The sequence below is a fragment of the Streptomyces sp. NPDC001880 genome (assembly GCF_053594575.1).
Map to the genome: position 1 here is coordinate 16,157 of NZ_JBSFET010000025.1, position 17,933 is coordinate 34,089.

A 17,933-nucleotide genomic window follows, 5' to 3' on the forward strand; every position below is an offset into this window, starting at 1 on the left:
CTTGGGGGGTTTGGATGACTAGTCTGTAGAAGGCTGGCCGAGGTCGAGGGGAACCCTGGTGAAGATCCTGCACGTCGTCACACTGCACACCCCGGACCATGCGTTCGGCGGCCCGACCAGAGTGGCGCTCAATCTGTCGAAGGTCCAGAGGGCCGCCGGTGACGATGCCAGGATCATGGCGCTCGGCGACGGATTCGAGGGCCCCCTCCCACGCCAGGTCGAGGGAGTGCCGGCCCGTCTCTTCCGGGCCCGCCATCTGCTCCCCGCGTTCGAGGTCAGCGGGATCACCTCCGGTGCGCTCCTGCTCGCCGCGCGCCGGATGATGCGCGGCGCCGACATCGTCCACGTCCATCTCATGCGCGACCTGGTGACACTGCCCGCCGCGCTGCTCGCGCTGGCCTCCGGCACACCCCTGGTCCTCCAGACCCACGGCATGGTGGATCCCACCGAGAACCGGGTCGCCCGGCTGACGGACCTGCTGGGGGTACGCAGGGTGCTGCGCGGGGCCGACGCCGTACTGCACCTCACCGAGACCGAGCGCCTCGATGTGAACGCGGTCGCCGCGCCGGTCCCGCTGACCCGCACCGTACGGCTCGTCAACGGCGTACGCCCGCAGAGGATCAAGCCCGCCCGGGAGCCGGGGCGGGCGCCGACGGTCCTCTTCCTCGCCCGGATCCAGGAGCGCAAGCGCCCGGAGGACTTCGTCGCCGCGATGCCGGCGGTTCTGGCCGAGCACCCGGACGCCCGCTTCGTGCTGGCCGGCCCCGACACCGGCGCGCTGCCCGCGACCCTCGAACTCGCCCGCCGACTCGGGGTGATGGGATCGCTCGACCATGTGGGCCCGCTCGGTCACGAAGAGGTCCTGGCGGCGGGGCGGCAGGCCGATGTGTACGTACTGCCGTCGATCGAGGAACCCCTGGGCGTGTCCGTCCTCGAAGCGATGTCCGTCGGCACCCCTGTGGTCATCACCCGCACCTGCGGACTCGGCCCCGATGTGGCGCGCGCGGGCGCGGGCCGGGTGATCGACAGCCGGGTCGGCGAGGACGGGGAGAACGCGCGCAAGGTCGCCGCCGCCGTCCTGGAACTCCTCGAGCCGGAGGCCAACTCCAAGGCCGGCAAGGCTGCTTGGGACCTGGTCAACGAGAGCTTCACCATCGAAGCCGTGACCGCTGCCCTCCGGCGGACCTACGAGGGCGTGGTCCGCCGAAGAGCCCGTAAGCTCACATCGTCCTCCCCTCACGGGACTTGAGCGCGATCTGCCAGCGGTAGAAGCTCATCGCCAGCGCGAAGTCGAAACCCGCCCGCCCGTCGAGGAACCCCCGCCGGTACAGATACATGTAGGCGAACGACACCAGCGGCTTGAACGGTGCCTTGTGGAACAGCTGCCCCTGGCGCGACTTCACCCTCCGTACCTGCTCCTTGACCTCGGGGTGGTGCTCCAGCCACGCCTCCCAGTCCGAGTAGCGGTTGTGGCGCTCGAACCAGGCGGTGACCGGGTCGAGATCCTGGTGCTCGATCGGATTGCGGAGCGACCGGACCGACTCGGCGACCGGCTGGTAGTGGCCCTCGACCTCACCGATTCCCGGCGCGTCGAGATCCCCCACCTCCGGGTACCGGCAGCGGGTCCGGTCGGTCAGCGACCGCTTGCGGATGGTGTACCCGTGCCGCAGCCGCTTCCCGCAGAACCAGTAGCCGAGCGGGATGTCGTACGCGGCGGGCTTCGGCGTGCCGGGGTCGGCGAAGATCTGCCGCAGCTCGGCCAGCAGACCGGGACCGATCCGCTCGTCCCCGTCGAGCAGCAGGATCCAGTCCAGATCCGTGCGGACATGGTCCAGACACCACTGCTTCTTGCGCGGATGACCGCCGTCCCAGGTGTACGTGACCACCTCGGCCCCGCAGTCCTCGGCGATCTTCGCCGTGTCGTCCGTGCTGTGCGAGTCGACCACGACGACCGCCTCGAAATGGCCGAGCACCGACTTCACCGCCTCGGCGATGTTGAGCGCCTCGTTCCTCGTGGGGATCACCACGGCGATCGGCAGCTTGCTCATCCGAGGTCTCCTTCGGGCAGCCAGGCGTAGCAGCCTGTGGAGGTGAAGGCGCGGGCCTCCTCGGGGACCGTGATCGCGGCCCGCTTCCCGGCGGAGGCGGAGCCGGAGGACAGGGACTTGCCGTCGGCCCCGGTGATCCGCCAGGTGCAGTTCCCGGTGGGGGAGACGTCGTGGTAGCGGCCCGGCCGGAGCCGCTCGCCCTTGTACGTGCCGTCCGCGTACCCGAGGGCGGCCTCCCGCAGCAGGTCCCGGTGCCGGGTGCAGAGGTGCTCGACGGCCGGCTCGGCATCCGCGATCTCACCGGTCACGATCGCGCCGACCGCCACGTCCCGGTCGGCCTTGACCAGGAAATCCAGCCGGTCGCAGGTCTCCTGGCCGGTCTGGAGCACGGCCGCCGGGTCCATGCCCCTGGGCACCCGGTCGACCAGATAATCCTTCTGCCTCCGGGTGAACGAACCGGTGGCCGGGGTGAGTTCATCGGAGGGAAGCTTCGGCGGCTCACTCGTGTGCGGAGCCGGGGAGCCACCGGGTCCGGTGGTGCCGGGCCCGGCCGACGGGGCAGTGAGCGGGGCCCGCACCGCGGACGGCCCGGCGCCGTCCGCCCCCTTGTCTCCGCCGGAGGGCGAGCCGCAGGCGGCCAGTGCCGCCGTCAGTGCGACGACGGCGGCACCGGCCCGGAACAGATTCCTCATCCGGCTGTCCTCAGCGCGTAGTGGGCACTGATCTGCGCGCTGCTCAGCGCGGTCGGGTAGACGGCGGTCTCGTCGATCTGCCCGGCGAAGAAGTCGCTCGTCGGCCTGCTGGGCCAGCCGTTCATGTTGTCCCCGCCCACCCGCCAGTAGCCGTCGTACTTCTCGTTGCCGGTGTACAGGGCGGTCGAGGCGCTGAGCTTGCCGTCGACGTACAGTGCCATGCCGCCGGTGCCCTGTGTGGCGACGACGTGGTGCCAGGCGCCGTTGTTGTAGGCGGTGGGTGTGGTGATGGTCCGGGTGCTGCCGCTCTTCACCCCGAAGACCAGTCGGCCGTCGTCGCGCATGTATACGTGCTTGTCGTACTGGGTGCTGTTCTGCATGGTCAGACTGCCGAAGCCGATGATCTTCCCGCCCTTGGTCGTCGTCGTCCTGATCCAGGTCTCCACCGAGAATCTGGTCGGCTGCGGATGGCGCTTGTTGCTGTAGACGTACTGGTTCGAGCCGTTGAGCCCGATCGCGGTCGAGGGACCTGCGACAGCGGCCGGGGTCAGCAGCCGGGTGGGGGAGTTGCGTGCGAAGCCGTTGTTCTGCCCGCCGCCGGTGTCGCCCGCGAAGGTCGAGGGGTCGTCGTAACGCCAGTAGAGCGAGGCACCGTCCGCGAGTACCTTGGCGGGATACTTCTCGGCCGCGGATGCCACGGTCGCGGTGACGGCTGCCGACTTGGCACTGGTGTTGGTGCCGTCGCTCGCACTGATCCGGTACGAGTGGGTCTCGCCCGTGGCCACGTCCGTGTCGGTCCACCTCAGCTGCGGCCGGTCCCAGAACATCGAGCGACCCGTCGTGGTGTACACCGGGGTGCTCGCGCCGTCCCGGTAGATCCGGTAGGTGAGTTCGCCGTCGTCGGTGTCGAAGCTCGCCTGCCAGTTGACCTCCACCTTGCCTGCGGCGACCGTCGACACGCTGACGTTGGGCACCCACGGAGCCCCGGTGTCGGGGCCGTCGGCGAACCGGGTCAGGCCTTGCTGGGCTGCGCCGTTGACGGTGGTGAACTCGCCGCCGACCCACAGATAGTGATGGCCCCCCTTGCCGGCCTGCGCCATCACCCGCGGCCCGACCGGCTCCCCGATCCCGTCGTTGGTGTCCGGGAACCAGGGGAGCAGTTTCGGATCGTCGACGGACTGGGCCAGCAGATGTTTGCGCGGCTGGTTCGGGAACTCGCCCATGGTGGCGCAGTCATGGGCGTGACTCCCGCTGTACAGCACGCCCTTGTGCACGAGGACCGCCTGGGTGGCACCGAGGCAGGTGTCCCGCCAGCGCTGTTCGAAGTTGCTCAGGTTCAGCGCGATCCGGCCGTCGAAGACACCCCCGCCGGTGCCCTCGTTGGCGGTGTAGAAGCCGGTGGCGTCCGTGGTCAGGTCCTGCACCGTGGAGGTGTTGGGGATGAACCCGGCCGGATAGCTCTTGGTCACGGATCCGGTCGTGGCGTCCACCACCGCCAGGGCATGCGACGTGGTGCCGTTGACCGTGAAGAAGTTGCCGCCGAGTAGTACGTGCGTTCCGTCGGGTGTCAGCTCGACGGCCCGGCCCACCTCATCGGCGTCGGCCTTCCACGGCTTCAGGGCTGCGCCCGTGGTGACCGCGGCGAACTTGTTCCTGGTCTGTCCGGCCACCGAGTTGAAGTCACCGCCCAGGTATACGGTGTCGGCGGTGACGGCGAGGGCCCGAACCGTCGCGGAGACGGCGACCTTGAAGTCCTGGCGCGGGGTGCAGGTGGCGGTGTCGATCGCGGCGACATTGCTCACCCCGACGCCGCTCACCGACCCGAACCGGCCTCCCACATAAAGGGTCTTCTGGTCGGGCGAGAGCGCCAGGGCCCGGACGGTCGCCGTGCCTGAGGAGAGCGTGAACGACAGACTGCAACCGGTCGGCGCACCGGTCGCCGCGTCGAAGGCGGCGAAGTTCACCGCGGGCCGTTCCGAGGTGCCGGGGGCCGCGTCCGGCGGCCGGACGGTGGAGAAGGTGCCGCCGGTGTAGACGACACCCGCGTCCGATCCGGCCATCGACCAGACGATTCCATTGGTCTGCCAGGTGGTGAGGTCGTCCGCGGTCAGGGAGACCGGCGGGGTGAGGGCCTCGGCCGGGGAGCCCCCGGAAGCGGCGGCGGTCAGTGCTCCGGCGAGCAGGCAGAGCGCGGCGGCAGCGGCACGCACCCGGCCGTGCCCGGGGTGTCCGCGCCCCTTGGTTGGGTTCATCATTCAGCTCCGAAGGTGAGGAATTGCCGCGGCCGGCCGGTCGCGGCGCCCGGGTCCACCGGGAGTGCGGTGGACCCGGCCGTGGTCTTGGGCGATTTCATCGGTCCACCCGCACGGCCGTACCGGCGAGTTGGTCGGACAATTGGCGGATGTCCGCCTCGACCATGATTCCGGCGAGCTCCCGCGATCTCACGACCGGTTTCCAGCCGAGCAGTTCCTCGGCCTTGGTGGCGTCTCCGATCAACGCATCGACCTCGCTCGGGCGTTCGTACTTGGCGTCGTAGCGGACGTGCTCGCGCCAGTCCAGTCCCGCGTGCGCGAAGGCGTACTCCAGGAACTGCCGGACGCTGACACCCTCGCCGGTGGCGACCACATAGTCGTCCGGGGTGTCGCACTGGAGCATCCGCCACATCGCCTCGACGTACTCGGGGGCGTACCCCCAGTCGCGTACGGCATCGAGATTGCCCAGGTGGAGATGGGTCTGCAGGCCCGCCTTGATCCTGGCCACCCCGCGAGTGATCTTCCGGGTCACGAAGGTCTCGCCGCGGCGCGGGGACTCGTGGTTGAAGAGAATCCCGTTGACCGCGAACATGCCATATGCCTCACGGTAGTTGACGGTGGACCAGTACGAGTAGACCTTGGCGACGCTGTACGGGCTCCGCGGATGGAACGGGGTCCGTTCGTTCTGCGGCGGAGGGTTGGCGCCGAACATCTCGGACGACGAGGCCTGATAGACACGGGTGTCGATCCCGCTCGCGCGGACCGCCTCCAGCAGCCGGATCGTGCCGAGCCCGGTGATGTCACCCGTGTACAGCGGAGCGTCGAACGAGACGCGGACATGCGACTGCGCGCCCAGGTTGTAGACCTCGTCCGGCTTGATGTCGCGCAGCAGATTCACCAGCGCGACACCGTCGGCGAGGTCGGCATGGTGCAGCAGAAACGAACGGTTCTCCTCCTCCGGCCCCTGGTATATGTGGTCTATGCGCTCGGTGTTGAAGCTCGACGAGCGCCGTATCAGCCCATGGACCGTGTACCCCTTGTCGAGCAGCAGCTCGGACAGATAGGAACCGTCCTGTCCGGTCACACCGGTGATGAGCGCGGTCTTCGCCACGGCTCCCCCTTCTCTGGTCATCTGAGCGGCAGTTGTTCCGCACCGAATACTCCCCGCTGAAATAGCTGAATTGAGCCGTTTGCGGTAAGACATCACCGCGGGCTGCGGGTGCTGGCAGAATCCGGCCCATGACGACTGATCTCCCCGGCCCGCCCCAGGAATCCGTCCGCCCCCTCCTGCGATCCGGTGCCCGCGTCTTCGTCGCCGGCCACCGCGGCCTCGTCGGTTCGGCGCTGGTGCGCCGCCTCACCGCCGAGGGGTACGAGGTGGTCACCCGCGATCGCGCACACCTCGATCTGCGCGACGCCGGGCGGACCGAGGCGTTCCTGCGCGAGGTACGTCCGGACGCCGTGGTGCTGGCCGCCGCGAAGGTCGGCGGGATCATGGCCAACAGCACCTACCCGGTGCAGTTCCTCGAGGACAATCTGCGCATCCAGCTGAGCGTTGTCGCCGGGGCGCACGCGGCCGGGGTCGAGCGGCTGCTCTTCCTCGGCTCGTCCTGCATCTATCCGCGGCTCGCCCCGCAGCCGATCCCCGAAAGCGCCCTCCTCACCGGCGAGTTGGAGCCGACCAACGAGGCGTACGCGATGGCCAAGATCGCCGGAATCGTGCAGACACGGTCCTACCGCCGGCAGTACGGCGCCTCGTACATCAGCGCCATGCCCACCAACCTCTACGGTCCGGGCGACAACTTCGACCCGCAGACCTCGCACGTACTGCCCGCGCTCATTCGCCGCTTCCACGAGGCGCACCGGGACGGCTCGTCCGCGGTGACGCTGTGGGGCTCGGGGAGCCCGCGCCGGGAATTCCTGCACGTCGACGATCTGGCCGCCGCGTGCCTTCTGCTGCTGGAGCGCTACGACGGTGACGATCCGGTCAACATCGGCTGCGGAAGCGACCTGACGATACGTGAACTCGCTAATGTTGTACGGAATGTGACGGAGTTTCATGGAACAGTCGAATGGGACGCGACGAAGCCGGACGGTGCCCCGCGCAAACTGCTCGACATCTCCCGGCTCACCGCGCTCGGCTTCGCGCCGCGGATCGCGCTGCGTGACGGGATCGCCGCGACCTACGCGTGGTGGCTGGAGCAGCGGCCCGCACAGCTCTGAGCGGGCCCGACCAGCCGGGTGGCACGGCCAGGGCGCGCATGCCGAAAGCTTCGGTACTCCTCCCATCGACGGCCGCCACTCTCAGTACGCCCCGCGGCCGTCGGTGACGGCACGCAGGGTACGGGCCATGAGTCCCATGTCCGTGGCCACCGACCAGTTGTCGACGTACCACAGATCCAGCGAGACCGTCTCCTGCCAGGACAGGTCCGAGCGCCCGCTGACCTGCCACAGACCGGTCAGTCCCGGTTTCACCGCGAGCCGCCGCAGCTCGCGCTCGTCATAGCGGGACACCTCCTCCGGCAGCGGAGGGCGTGGACCGACCAGTGACATCTCGCCACGGAGCACATTGAGGAGTTGCGGAAGCTCGTCGAGGGAGGTCCGGCGCAGCAGACGGCCGATTCCGGTGACCCGGGGATCGCGGCGCATCTTGAACATCGGGCCGTCGATCTCGTTCGCGGCGGCGAGCCGTTCCCGCTGGCTCTCGGCGTCGGCCACCATGGTGCGGAACTTCCACATCGTAAATGGCCGGTTGTGCTGCCCGTGGCGGGTCTGGCGGTGGAACACCGGCCCGTCCGAGCCGAGCCGCACCGCCGCCCCTATCAGGACGAGCAGGGGTGCCAGGGCCAGCAGGCCGAGGGCGGCGCCGGCCCGGTCCACGACGGCCTTCAGGACCGGCTGCGGCCCCCGGCGCAGCGGTGGCGCGATATGGAGCAGGGTGAGCCCGGCCGCGGCGGTGGGCTGTACCCGGCCGGCCGCGATGCCCGAGAGCTCGGACAGCACGGAGAGCGGGAGCCCGCCGTCGTGCAGCCCCCAGGAGAGCCGGCGCAGCCGTTCCCCGGAGAGCTGCGGCCCGGGAACCACCAGCGCCAGGTCCGCGTCCTGGGCGAAGGCCCCGCCCAGGACGGTCGACACGTCGTCGTCGGCGGGTGCCGGCGCGAGCCGGCCCGGCACCGGGATCCCGCACTCCAGTGGCATCGTCCCCACCGGGACCGCGGCCACGACCGCGTACGGATGGTCCGTACGGGACGCGAGCAGCCGCACGGCGCGTTCCATTCCCGGAGCTTCGCCGACCACCAGCACCCGCCGGACCGCCTGCCGTCGGCGCCCCGGCCACGGCAGCCGTCGCAGCGCCTGCGCCGCGATCCCCGCCGGCAGGCCGGGCAGCAGGGCCACGACCGCCGTCGCGGGGTCGGTCGGATCGCCGGTCACGGTGCACAGCACGGCCAGTACGCCCAGGAGCAGCAGCCAGTCGGCGGTCGTGGTCAGCACCCCCGGCGGTCCGCCCGGATGCCGGTCCGAGTACCGGCCGCGCACGGCCCGCAGACCGGACCACACCAGTGCGGCCAGAACGCCCGCCGCGGCGGTCGAGGCCCGGGACTGCCCGTCGGTGTGCAGCAGGAGCCAGGCCGGAACTCCGAGGCCGAGGAGTTCGGCTCCGACGACGACCGGCATGCACCGGGCCGTCCTTCTCTTCGTGGCGGCCGGTACGCAACGTTCGCGCTGTGCGCTCGGTGCCCTCCACAGTTCGTCGAGTTCGTTGCCGCGAGGCCGGTTCGCAACAGACTGCGGCCGTGGCGCCCCCGCCAGTCCCACGAGCGCTGATCTGTCCGAATCGGGTAGCTCGACATGCCCCATGAACCCCCCAGTCACAGTTGCATCGTCATAAACGGGGCGCATCCGTCGATCTCGTGGACTGACGGATGCGCCCTCGCTCGGTGCACGATATCCACACACGTGCCATTTCGCTGGAGTTCTCGTGAAGTTCAGACATGCGCACTGGCTCGGATCTCGTCCCGTTCCGCGCCGGATCTCTGGGTCTGTGGGTAAGTGTTGGCATTTGGAATGCACCTGAATCGGGTTGTGTGCGGACATGTGCGCCGGTAACTGCTCGGCCCATACACCAGGTTCGTCCGCGACGATGTGCTGTCGGGAGGCCTTCCCCGGCCAACAAACGAGCAAGCGGACGAATGGTGACGGCCGGTGGCCGGATCGTTTCGGTGCGGTCTGCCGACGCGGAGAGCCACTGGGCGGTGATGGCAGTGGGACGCATGGGCTCAGCGGCTGTCGAGTTCGTCCTCGGGCCGGGACGGCCACGCGGCCGCAGTCCTGCCAGGCGCCAGAAGGTCCACCACGTCGGCCCCGGAACGCCCGTCGGCCGTGGCCCACACCGCGGCGACATGTCCGGCGCGGGCGCTGTGCAGCTCCCGGGACTCCGGGTCGAGGCGGACGAACGTACAGGTCGCGAAGAGGCCGGAGCCCGCCGAGACCAGCAGGTCGTCGGCACGGCCCACGACCTCGCCGGGGTCCGTGGCGGTGGAGGCGATCGCCCGCATGGCGATGCGGACCTGGCCCATGAGCGCGGCGGCCTCGACGTCATGGCCCCGTACGTCCCCGATGGCGAAGGCCGGCGCACCGTCCGGCAGCACGAATCCGTCGTACCAGTCGCCGCCGATGTCGAGCCCACTGCGGGCCGGCGTGTACCGGGCGGCGGTCTGGAGCCCGGGGCGGGCGGGCAGCGTCGCGGGGAGCATCTCGCGCTGGAGCACCTCGGCCGGTTCCACCCGCGCCTGATGGAGCTCCACCTGGCGGCGGGCCCGGGAGGTGAGCTGCTGCAGCGTGGTGAGCAGTTCCTCGGCGCTCGCCGAACGGGGAGGACGACGCCGGTTCATGGGCCGCTCCGCACTGCGTTCGTCCGACCGGCGTACCAGGGCCTGCCGCGGCGGCGCCGGCCGGGGTACCGACGGACCGGATCCCGGTGCGACGGCCGGGCGTCGCCCGCCTTCGGTGGAATTCGACATCCCGCATCCTGTTTCGGCGGTGTGATCTCCGCAGAACGAGCCGGAACGCGCGAACCCGCGCGGGCAGGTGGATGCTGGTGGCAGGACCGCGTCGAGGCGGCGCATCGCGACCGGACGCGGTCGCAGGAGGTGCGCGATGACCCGCACGCTGGAGTGGAAACTCCGCCTCGGACTGACCGAGGACGACGGGACGACCAGGGCGGAGGCGGTGCTGGACACCGGCACCACGCAGCTGACCGGGCACGGAGTCGCCCGCTGCAACCCGCAGGACGTGGACGTACCCGTGATCGGCGACGAACTCGCGGCGAGCCGTGCCATGAAGGACATCGCCGCACAGCTGATGAAGGCCGCCGACGAGGAGCTCGAGACCGTGGGCGCCGGACCCGCGAGCGGCCCCGTGGCCCCGCCCTACGCATGGTCCGACACCACGGCCTGATCCCCGGGAGCACGTATGACCCGCATGTCGATGACGGCGGACGGCACTCGGTACGAGGACGACGTCGAACCGCGGCTGCTGCTGGTCCACTGCCTCAGGGACCACCTGGGCCTCACCGGCACCCCCGTCGGCTGCGCCACCAGCAACTGCGGGGCATGCACCGTCGAACTCGACGGCGAAAGCGTCGAGAGCTGCTCCGTACGATCTCTGCCGCTGCGCCGGCTACCAGAACATCGTGCGCGCCGTCCTGGCGGCAGCCGCCGAGGAGCGCTGCCGGGCCCCCGCAACCCTGCCCGCGGACACCGGGCGCCCGGACGGGCGACAACCCGCGGCCACGCCGGACCCGGCCCGGCAGGAGGCATGGACATGACCGGTCCGGCCGCCACCGAGCAGCCACGCCCCGCGGTCGGCCGCTCCCGGCCCCGCAAGGAGGGCACCCGCCCCGCCTCCGGCCTGTCGGCGACGCCCGAGTACCGCGAACACCTCGCACGGGTACCGACCCGGCGAGCGGTGCCGGCCGCGGCCGGGACGGAGTGACCGGTGACCCGACCGGTGGCCGGGGCCAACGGAACGGCCGGTCCGCGGGACGGACCGGCCGAGTTCCGTGCCTGTCCGGAGAGAACGGGCCACCTCGTCGCCGAGGCCGACCGTGCGGACGACGAGTTCGAGGCGTTCCTGCTGCGCCTCCTCTCCGAGTGCACGGTCACGATCCCCGAACTCGGCACCCTGCGTGCCCAGTCGCCGCCCGTCCTCTCCGACGGCTGGGAACGCGCGGACCCCGCACTGCCCGCCGTCCGGCTGCGCCGGCTGTACCGGCCGGCGCACCGCGTGGTCTGGGCCGACCCTCGCAAGGCGCAGCCCGGTCACGCTCCGCTCGCGGCGGGCACGGCGGCGGCGCTGCCGCACATGGACGCGTTCGTCGAAGGGCACGGCCCGGGGGCCATGGAGCATCCGGCCGCGGTGGTGCGGGGGGTGGTCCGCGATGCGTGAGATCCTGCCGGTCCTCGGCCGTTGGTACGCCGCCGGGGAGCCGTTCGGGCTCGCCACCGTCGTCGCGGTCGGTCGCAGCGCGCCGCGCGGCCCCGGCGCGGCGATGGCGGTGGGCCCGGACGACGAGGTCGTGGGCAGCATCTCCGGCGGCTGCGTCGAGGGCGCGGTCTTCGAACTGGCCAAGGAAGTGGTGGAGACCGGCCGGGCCCGGCTGGAGACCTTCGGATACAGCGACGAGGACGCCTTCGCCGTCGGGCTCACCTGCGGCGGTGAGATCACCCTCCTCGTGCGCCCGGTGACGGCGGCGGACGACCCCACCTTCGGCGAGGTCGCCGCGGCGGTCGCCGGGCGCCGCCCGGTGGTGGTCGCCACCGTGACCGACGGACCCGCCCCGCGCGGCGCTTCCCTCGCGGTCCGGCCGGACACCGTTGCGGGGTCACTGGGCGCGAGCGGCCTCGACGCCGCCGTGACCGCCGACGCACGCGGTGAACTCGCCCAGGGGGCAACGGGGTTGCGGCACTACGGCCCGAACGGCGAACGGCGCGAGGACGATGTCGCCGTGTTCCTCCAGTCATTCGCCCCGCCGCCCCGGATGCTGGTCTTCGGCGCCATCGACTTCGCGGCGGCGGTCGCCGGGATCGGTGCGTTCCTCGGATACCGGGTCACCGTCTGCGACGCCCGCCCCGCCTTCGCCGACCCCCGCCGCTTCCCCGACGGCGCGGAGGTCGTCGTCGACTGGCCGCACCGCTACCTGCGCGACACGGAGACCGACGGGCGGACCGTGATGTGCGTACTCACCCACGATCCCAAGTTCGATGTCCCGCTGCTGGAGGTGGCGCTGCGCACCCCGGCCGCGTACATCGGCGTGATGGGAAGCCGCCGGACCCACGAGGACCGCATGGCCCGGCTGCGCGAGACGGGTCTCGGCGAAGCGGAACTGGCAAGGCTGCGATCCCCCATCGGCCTCGACATCGGGGCGCGCACCCCCGAGGAGGTGGCCGTCTCCATCGCAGCGGAGATCGTGGCCCTGCGCTGGGGCGGCACGGGCAGTCCGCTCACGGACACGGCCGGAGCGATCCACCGCCCGCGGCCGGATCCGGGTGACCGCGCCGGCCCCATGACCCCGCGGTCCTCGTGACCGCTGTGACGAGTGAGAGGAGCGGACCATGCAACTGCAGAACTCGTTCACCGTGCCGGTCCCGGTCGACGAGGCCTGGCGGGCACTGCTCGACATCGAACACGTCTCGCAGTGCATGCCGGGCGCGACCGTGGAGGAGTTCGACGGTGACACCGTCAAGGGCTCCGTGAAGGTACGGGTGGGACCGATCACCGTGACGTACCGGGGCACCGCGACCTTCCTGGAGAAGGACGACGCCGCCCACCGCATGGTCCTGTCCGCCCGGGGCAACGAGGTCCGGGGCCAGGGCACGGCGAGCGCGACGGTGACCGCCGCACTGACCGGCAACGACGGCGGGACGACCGTTTCGGTGACCACCGATCTGACCGTCACCGGACGGCCCGCCCAGTTCGGCCGCGGTGTCATGAGCGATGTGAGCGACGCGCTCGTCGGCCGGTTCGCGGACTGTCTCGCGCAACGGCTCTCGGCCGCAGAACCGTCCGCACCGGCGCAGTCCGCCGCCGACACGGCCAACACCGCGCCGACGGTCGGGGCCGAGCCGATCGATCTGCTGCGCACGGCGGGCGGCCCGGTGGTCAGGCGCGTCGCGGGGGCGGTGATCGCGGCCGCGCTCGTCGTGCCGGGAGTACTGCTCGCCCGGCGCTGCTGCCGCGGCTGCCGCTGCGGCGGCGTGTGCCGCACGTGTCACACCCGATGACCGCGACCGGAGCCGTAGCGTTGCGTACGGAAACGACCGCTTCCCCGCCGCCGGGCGACACCATGTCACGGGGACACCATGTGCTGGAGCGCGATCGCCGACCTCGTCGCCGGCGCGGGCATCGCCGCCGTCGGGGTGGTGTGCGTCGCGAGGACGCACCGGAAGCCCTTGTACTGGACGTACTCGGGCTTTCGCCCGGTGCGGCGAGAGTGCGTGCCGGGCGTCGCGACGGGGCGAACGTCGTCTGCCGCGGCACTGGACCTGCCGCGGCAGGCCGATGGGGTTGGTGCCCCCAGCACCTGCCGGGCCGGCAGCTCCAGGGCGGTCAGCCGAAGTGCCGCTCCACGATCGCCGCGGCGTCGGTGCCGCGCGGCAGGACGCCGTACTGGTGGCCGCGGGCCTCACCGAGCCGGGCGGCCACGAATGCCTCGGCCGAGGCCGCGGGCGCATGACGGAGCATCAGCGAGGCCTGCAGGGCCAGCGCCATGCCCTCGACCGATGCCCGGGCCCGGGTCTGCGCGGCGAGCGGGTCGCGCAGGTCCTCGGTGAGCTCCTGGCGCACCCGGCGGACGTGTGCGTCCAGCACGGAGCTGGCGCCGGCCGTGGTCTCCAGCTCGGCCCAGAAGGCGCCCAGCGACTGCGGTGTCCTTCCGATGCCGCGCAGCACATCGAGGGCGATGACGTTGCCGGACCCCTCCCACACCGCCATCACCGGTTGCTCGCGGTAGCGCCGGGCCAGCGGCCAGTCCTCGGTGTAGCCATTGCCGCCCAGGCACTCCAGCGCCTCGTAGGCGTGGTGCGGGCCGCGCTTGCAGATCCAGTACTTGGACACCGCGGTGGCCAGCCGCCGGAACATCTCCTCGGACTCGCCGCTGCCGCTCTCGTACGCATGGGCCAGCCGCATCGAGGTCCAGGTCGCGGCCTCCGTCTCCAGCGCCAGGTCGGCGAGGACGGCCGTCATGGCCGGCTGGTCGGCCAGCCGGGCGCCGAAGGCGCTGCGGTGCCGGGCGTGCCAGATCGCCTCCGACACCGACTGGCGCATGCCGGCGGTGGTGCCGAGCACACAGTCGAGCCGGGTGTGGTTGACCATCTCGATGATGGTCGGGACGCCGCGGCCGGGCTCGCCGACCCGTACCGCCCAGGTGCCGTCGAACTCCACCTCGGAGGAGGCGTTCGACTTGTTGCCGAGCTTGTTCTTCAGCCGCTGGATGCGGACGGTGTTGCGGGTGCCGTCGGCCAGAACCCGCGGCACGAGGAAGCAGGTGAGCCCGGCCTCGGCCCGGGCCAGCACCAGGAAGGCGTCCGACTGCGGGGCGGAGAAGAACCACTTGTGGCCGGTCAGCAGATGGGCGCGGCCCTCGGGGCCGGAGCCCAGCGGGACGGCCCGCGTGGTGTTGGCACGTACGTCGGAGCCGCCCTGCTTCTCCGTCATCCCCATGCCGAAGGTGAGCCCGGACTTCTCGCCCGGGGCGATCGGGCGGGGGTCGTACGAGCGGCTGAGCAGGCCCGGCAGCCAGTCCCGGCCCACCTCCGGATCGCGCTGCAGGACCGGGACCACGGCATGCGACATGGACATCGGGCAGGCGTGGCCGGGCTCGATCTGGGCGAACAGCATGAACGACGCCGCCCGCGCCACGGCCGCCCCGGGCTTCGGGTCGGCCCAGCCCGCGGTGTGCGTGCCATGGCTCACGGCCGCGCCGATGATCTCGTGGTACGCGGGGTGGAAGTCGATCTCGTCGACGCGGTTGCCGTACCGGTCGTGGGTGCGCAGGGCGGGCGGCGAGGTGTGGGCGAGCTCGGCGGCGGTCTGGAAGTGCTCGGAACCGACGAGGGTGCCGATCTCGTGCAGCTCCGGTTCGTGCCAGGCCGCGTCGAAGGTGCGGACGGCCTCGGCCAGTGGCAGGTTGGTGCCGTACTCGTCGAGGTCCTTCCGCGGAGGGGCCTGGTTGGTGACCTCGTGGGTGGGATGCGGCGCGGGGGCCCCGGGCGGCAGGTCGGTCCGGTGCTGAGTGACGGTCATGGCGGGTGGTCCTGTCCTGGGTCGGCGGTCGGGGCGGCGGGGGAATCGGGGCGGGCGGCTCGTGTTCAGGCGCCTTCGGCGCCGACCGCCCTGAGGCACAGTGCGGTGATGCTCTCCACGACCGGTTCCGGATCGGTCCGCGCACCGACCGGCGAGAGCGGGCCGAGCAGTGCCTCGCCGACCGCCCCGATCACAGCGGCGGCCGACAACTGGGCGTTCTGCGGGGGTAGTTCACCGGCGGAGATCCCGGCGACGATGACCGTCTCGGCGAGCAGGTGATAGCCGCGCCGGTAGGTGAGCCGTTCCTCCTCCACGAGCGGATCGACCGGTTCGGCCAGCAGCGCCCAGGCCGTACGGGGGCTGCGCAGCGCGCGGTACGAGAAGACCTCGACGAGCGCCCGCAGCTGTTCGCCGGCACCGCTGTGTGCCCGCACCGCCTCTCGTACGGCGCCGAGCTCATGGCCCGCGACATGCCGGAAGACGGCGGCGAGCAGCTCCTGCTTGGAGGTGAAGTGGTTGTACACACTGCCGGCGGCGACGCCGGCCCGCCGGGCGAGCGCGGAGATGCTGGCCGCCGGGTATCCGCCCTCGGCGAGGAGCTGCCGTGCCGCGTCGAGCAGCCGTTCGCGATGGGCGAGCCGGGTCGCCTCCGTACGGGCGGTGGGTCGGTAGGGCATGGTCTGAACCCCGATTCATATCTTCTGCTGTTCAGCCAAGCACTGTTGTTCGCCGGGTGCAATGGCCCGTCGCGGAATCGTCCCGCCCCGCTCAGGGAACGTCGGTGGCGCACCCGAGCTCCTGCTCGGTCCACAAGGTCTTGCCGTCGACGCTGTACCGGGTGCCCCAGTGGGCAGCGAGCTGGGAGACGATGAACAGTCCGCGTCCGCCCTCGTCGACGGTGCGGGCATGGTGCAGATGGGGTGCGACCGGGCTGCTGTCGTGGACTTCACAGGTGAGCGTGCGATCCAGGATCAGCCGCAGCCGCACGGGAGGGGTGCCGTGGCACACCGCGTTGGTGACCAGTTCGCTCACGATGAGTTCGGTCGCCTCGATCGTCTCCTCGTCGAGGTGCCAGCCGTCGAGCCGGTCGCGCACGAGTGCGCGGGCGATGCCGGGCGTGGTCCGGTCCGGGGACAGCTCCCAGGCCGCGACCCGGTCCGGCGGGACCACACCGGTCCGGGCGAGGAGCAGGGCGGCGCCCCCGGGGTGCGCGTCGGCCGGGAGGTTGTAGACCACGTCGTCGCACAGGTCCTGCAGGCTGCGGCCGGGGCCGGCCGGCTCCTCGCGCGGGCCCGCCGGCTGCCGGCCCTCGGGCATGGGGGCACCGGAGAAGAAGGCCAGGACGCTGCCCTCGCCGAGTTCGAAGGTGGCGGTGGCGAAGGGGGCGCTGTCGCCGGAGAAGAGCCGGGGGCCCTCGGGGACGTCCAGGGGCGTCGTGGTGCCGTCGGGCGCCATCAGTCCCGGTGTCGCGTTCCCCGCCCGTGCGATGGTGCAGGTGCCGGAGAACGGGTCGTGCACGGCGTACATGCAGGTGGCCGTCAGCGACTGCCCGAGCAGCCGGTCCCCGGGCGGGAGCGCCGCCCGGTCCCTGGCGAGACGGGCGGCGGTGTCGGCCAGCCGGGCCAGCACCTCGTCCGGTTCCAGGTCGAGTCCGGCCAGCGCGTGGATGGCGGTCCGCAACTGGCCCATGGTGATGGCCGTCTGGAGCCCCGGCCCCTCGACGGCGCCGACGACCAGGGCGGTACGGGCGCCGGAGAGACCGATGGTGTCGAACCAGGAGCCGTTGTTGCGTCCGGGCAGCAGGACGTGGGCGGTCTCCACGGCGACGTGGTCGCTGTCGCGTTGCGGAAGGAGCCGGCGCTGAACCGTCGAAGCGATCACATGGTCGCGCTCGTACTGCCGTGCGTTGTCGATGCTGAGGGCGACATGGGCGGCGGCCGTCAGCGTCAGCGGGAGATCGCTCTCCTCGAAGGGCTCCGAATCCCGGCACCGGTAGAGGCTGACCAGACCGAGGACCGCGCCGTGCAGTTTCAGCGGGGCCACGATCATGGAGTGGGCCCCGATCGCCTCGATCAGTCGCTCGCTGTCGGGGGCCGTGCCGAGCCAGGGCGTCCGGGCGGTGATCCGGACCAGCCGGGGCCGCAGATCCGACACGGCCAGGGCGTAGGGCGTACGGGCGGGCAGCCGGCGCATCTCGCCGACGAGACCGTCCCGGTGACCGTCGGCACCGAGCCCCCGAAGGGCCGCGCGGCGAACAGGGTGTGCAGGATCGCCGAGGCCATACCGTCCGCCCCTCCCGGCGCGGGGAGGGCTGCACCGGCATCCGACACGGACTCACCCCATCAGGCTCCGCCCCTGCCCGGATCGGCAGGTAGGGACAAGCGTCGGCGCACCGCGCGGACACTGCCACCGGAGGGGCGCCGGACGGGCGAACCGCTGCCCGCCCGGTGTGCTGCGGGCAGCGACCGCCACCGGCGTGCCCCGGGCGCGACTCAAGGGGTTCCTCGGCGCGGCGATCGGCCCGGACGGCCCGCTGCCGCACGAGCCGGGCCGGGGAAATCCGCGGCTGGACACCTGGTCCGCACCGCCCCGGTCCTCGTGGTCTGATCCCGCACGAACGGCCGGGGCGGCCCGGAGAC

General features: G+C 71.6%; 13 protein-coding genes and 4 pseudogenes. 8 read left to right on the plus strand and 9 right to left on the minus strand.

Going from position 1 to position 17,933, the window contains the following annotated elements; translation table 11 throughout:
- Window positions 1-58: 58 nt before the first annotated feature.
- Window positions 59-1,249 carry a glycosyltransferase gene (locus ACWCQ6_RS16655; RefSeq protein WP_451089766.1) on the plus strand — a complete coding sequence of 397 codons (1,191 nt, stop codon included), beginning with the start codon at window positions 59-61 and terminating at the stop codon, window positions 1,247-1,249.
- On the opposite strand, the gene ACWCQ6_RS16660 is transcribed toward ACWCQ6_RS16655, so the two are convergent.
- The 4 genes from ACWCQ6_RS16660 to gmd form a co-directional block, all read right to left on the minus strand.
- Window positions 1,221-2,048: a glycosyltransferase family 2 protein gene (locus tag ACWCQ6_RS16660; protein WP_451089768.1), complete on the minus strand. Its 828-nt coding sequence runs from the start codon at window positions 2,046-2,048 to the stop codon at window positions 1,221-1,223. The two genes, ACWCQ6_RS16655 and ACWCQ6_RS16660, sit on opposite strands and share 29 nt — an antisense overlap.
- Window positions 2,045-2,740 carry a hypothetical protein gene (locus tag ACWCQ6_RS16665; protein WP_451089770.1) on the minus strand — a complete coding sequence of 232 codons (696 nt, stop codon included), beginning with the start codon at window positions 2,738-2,740 and terminating at the stop codon, window positions 2,045-2,047. The genes ACWCQ6_RS16660 and ACWCQ6_RS16665 overlap by 4 nt, the downstream gene beginning before the upstream one ends.
- Window positions 2,737-4,995 carry a LamG-like jellyroll fold domain-containing protein gene (locus ACWCQ6_RS16670; protein ID WP_451089772.1) on the minus strand — a complete coding sequence of 753 codons (2,259 nt, stop codon included), beginning with the start codon at window positions 4,993-4,995 and terminating at the stop codon, window positions 2,737-2,739. Before ACWCQ6_RS16670 ends, ACWCQ6_RS16665 begins: the two co-directional genes overlap by 4 nt.
- Before the next feature lie 94 nt (window positions 4,996-5,089).
- Window positions 5,090-6,103 carry a GDP-mannose 4,6-dehydratase gene (gmd, locus tag ACWCQ6_RS16675; protein WP_451089774.1) on the minus strand — a complete coding sequence of 338 codons (1,014 nt, stop codon included), beginning with the start codon at window positions 6,101-6,103 and terminating at the stop codon, window positions 5,090-5,092.
- A gap of 128 nt (window positions 6,104-6,231) precedes the next feature.
- Between gmd and ACWCQ6_RS16680 the strand changes: the two genes are divergently transcribed.
- Window positions 6,232-7,215: a GDP-L-fucose synthase family protein gene (locus tag ACWCQ6_RS16680; protein WP_451089776.1), complete on the plus strand. Its 984-nt coding sequence runs from the start codon at window positions 6,232-6,234 to the stop codon at window positions 7,213-7,215.
- Between the two features lie 81 nt (window positions 7,216-7,296).
- Here ACWCQ6_RS16680 and ACWCQ6_RS16685 read toward each other — a convergent pair whose 3' ends face one another.
- Together ACWCQ6_RS16685 and ACWCQ6_RS16690 are read right to left on the minus strand one after the other, a co-directional pair.
- Window positions 7,297-8,850 carry an exopolysaccharide biosynthesis polyprenyl glycosylphosphotransferase gene (locus ACWCQ6_RS16685; protein ID WP_451089887.1) on the minus strand — a complete coding sequence of 518 codons (1,554 nt, stop codon included), beginning with the start codon at window positions 8,848-8,850 and terminating at the stop codon, window positions 7,297-7,299.
- Window positions 8,851-9,353: 503 nt separating this feature from the next.
- A pseudogene (locus ACWCQ6_RS16690) lies at window positions 9,354-9,884 on the minus strand (PP2C family protein-serine/threonine phosphatase); the annotation flags it as partial.
- 265 nt (window positions 9,885-10,149) lie between these two features.
- Between ACWCQ6_RS16690 and ACWCQ6_RS16695 the strand changes: the two are divergent.
- From ACWCQ6_RS16695 to ACWCQ6_RS16720, 6 genes and pseudogenes are all read left to right on the plus strand, one after another.
- Window positions 10,150-10,449: a DUF1876 domain-containing protein gene (locus ACWCQ6_RS16695; protein WP_451089778.1), complete on the plus strand. Its 300-nt coding sequence runs from the start codon at window positions 10,150-10,152 to the stop codon at window positions 10,447-10,449.
- A 15-nt stretch (window positions 10,450-10,464) separates the two neighbouring features.
- The gene (locus ACWCQ6_RS16700) at window positions 10,465-10,986 is read left to right on the plus strand and encodes a 2Fe-2S iron-sulfur cluster-binding protein (protein WP_451089780.1); all 522 of its coding nucleotides are present in this window, start codon (window positions 10,465-10,467) and stop codon (window positions 10,984-10,986) included.
- Window positions 10,987-11,193: 207 nt separating this feature from the next.
- Window positions 11,194-11,439, plus strand: a pseudogene (locus ACWCQ6_RS16705) (VWA domain-containing protein); the annotation flags it as partial.
- Window positions 11,432-12,577, plus strand: coding sequence for an XdhC family protein (locus tag ACWCQ6_RS16710; protein ID WP_451089782.1), 1,146 nt, complete (start codon window positions 11,432-11,434; stop codon window positions 12,575-12,577). The pseudogene ACWCQ6_RS16705 and the gene ACWCQ6_RS16710, both read left to right, overlap by 8 nt.
- A 28-nt stretch (window positions 12,578-12,605) precedes the next feature.
- On the plus strand, window positions 12,606-13,274 hold the full coding sequence (locus ACWCQ6_RS16715) for an SRPBCC family protein (protein WP_451089785.1): 669 nt from the start codon (window positions 12,606-12,608) through the stop codon (window positions 13,272-13,274).
- A 78-nt stretch (window positions 13,275-13,352) separates the two neighbouring features.
- Window positions 13,353-13,424: pseudogene (locus tag ACWCQ6_RS16720) on the plus strand (DUF6629 family protein); the annotation flags it as partial.
- A gap of 175 nt (window positions 13,425-13,599) precedes the next feature.
- Here the strand turns inward: ACWCQ6_RS16720 and ACWCQ6_RS16725 are convergent.
- The 3 genes and pseudogenes from ACWCQ6_RS16725 to ACWCQ6_RS16735 form a co-directional block, all read right to left on the minus strand.
- Window positions 13,600-15,294 (minus strand): acyl-CoA dehydrogenase family protein, encoded by a 1,695-nt coding sequence (locus ACWCQ6_RS16725; protein WP_451089787.1) that lies wholly within the window; start codon window positions 15,292-15,294, stop codon window positions 13,600-13,602.
- Between the two features lie 65 nt (window positions 15,295-15,359).
- Window positions 15,360-15,971: a TetR/AcrR family transcriptional regulator gene (locus tag ACWCQ6_RS16730; protein WP_451089789.1), complete on the minus strand. Its 612-nt coding sequence runs from the start codon at window positions 15,969-15,971 to the stop codon at window positions 15,360-15,362.
- A gap of 91 nt (window positions 15,972-16,062) precedes the next feature.
- Window positions 16,063-17,553: pseudogene (locus tag ACWCQ6_RS16735) on the minus strand (SpoIIE family protein phosphatase); the annotation flags it as partial.
- Between the last annotated feature and the right edge of the window lie 380 nt (window positions 17,554-17,933).

Coding starts and splice junctions, on each gene's coding strand:
- ACWCQ6_RS16710 (WP_451089782.1), top strand. CDS start 11,432: ATGCGTGAGATCCTGCCGGTCCTCGGCCGTTGGTACGCCGCCGGGGAG.
- ACWCQ6_RS16660 (WP_451089768.1), bottom strand. CDS start 2,048: ATGAGCAAGCTGCCGATCGCCGTGGTGATCCCCACGAGGAACGAGGCG.
- ACWCQ6_RS16680 (WP_451089776.1), top strand. CDS start 6,232: ATGACGACTGATCTCCCCGGCCCGCCCCAGGAATCCGTCCGCCCCCTC.
- ACWCQ6_RS16715 (WP_451089785.1), top strand. CDS start 12,606: ATGCAACTGCAGAACTCGTTCACCGTGCCGGTCCCGGTCGACGAGGCC.
- ACWCQ6_RS16695 (WP_451089778.1), top strand. CDS start 10,150: ATGACCCGCACGCTGGAGTGGAAACTCCGCCTCGGACTGACCGAGGAC.
- ACWCQ6_RS16685 (WP_451089887.1), bottom strand. CDS start 8,850: ATGGGGCATGTCGAGCTACCCGATTCGGACAGATCAGCGCTCGTGGGA.
- ACWCQ6_RS16665 (WP_451089770.1), bottom strand. CDS start 2,740: ATGAGGAATCTGTTCCGGGCCGGTGCCGCCGTCGTCGCACTGACGGCG.
- ACWCQ6_RS16725 (WP_451089787.1), bottom strand. CDS start 15,294: ATGACCGTCACTCAGCACCGGACCGACCTGCCGCCCGGGGCCCCCGCG.
- ACWCQ6_RS16700 (WP_451089780.1), top strand. CDS start 10,465: ATGACCCGCATGTCGATGACGGCGGACGGCACTCGGTACGAGGACGAC.
- ACWCQ6_RS16730 (WP_451089789.1), bottom strand. CDS start 15,971: ATGCCCTACCGACCCACCGCCCGTACGGAGGCGACCCGGCTCGCCCAT.
- ACWCQ6_RS16670 (WP_451089772.1), bottom strand. CDS start 4,995: ATGATGAACCCAACCAAGGGGCGCGGACACCCCGGGCACGGCCGGGTG.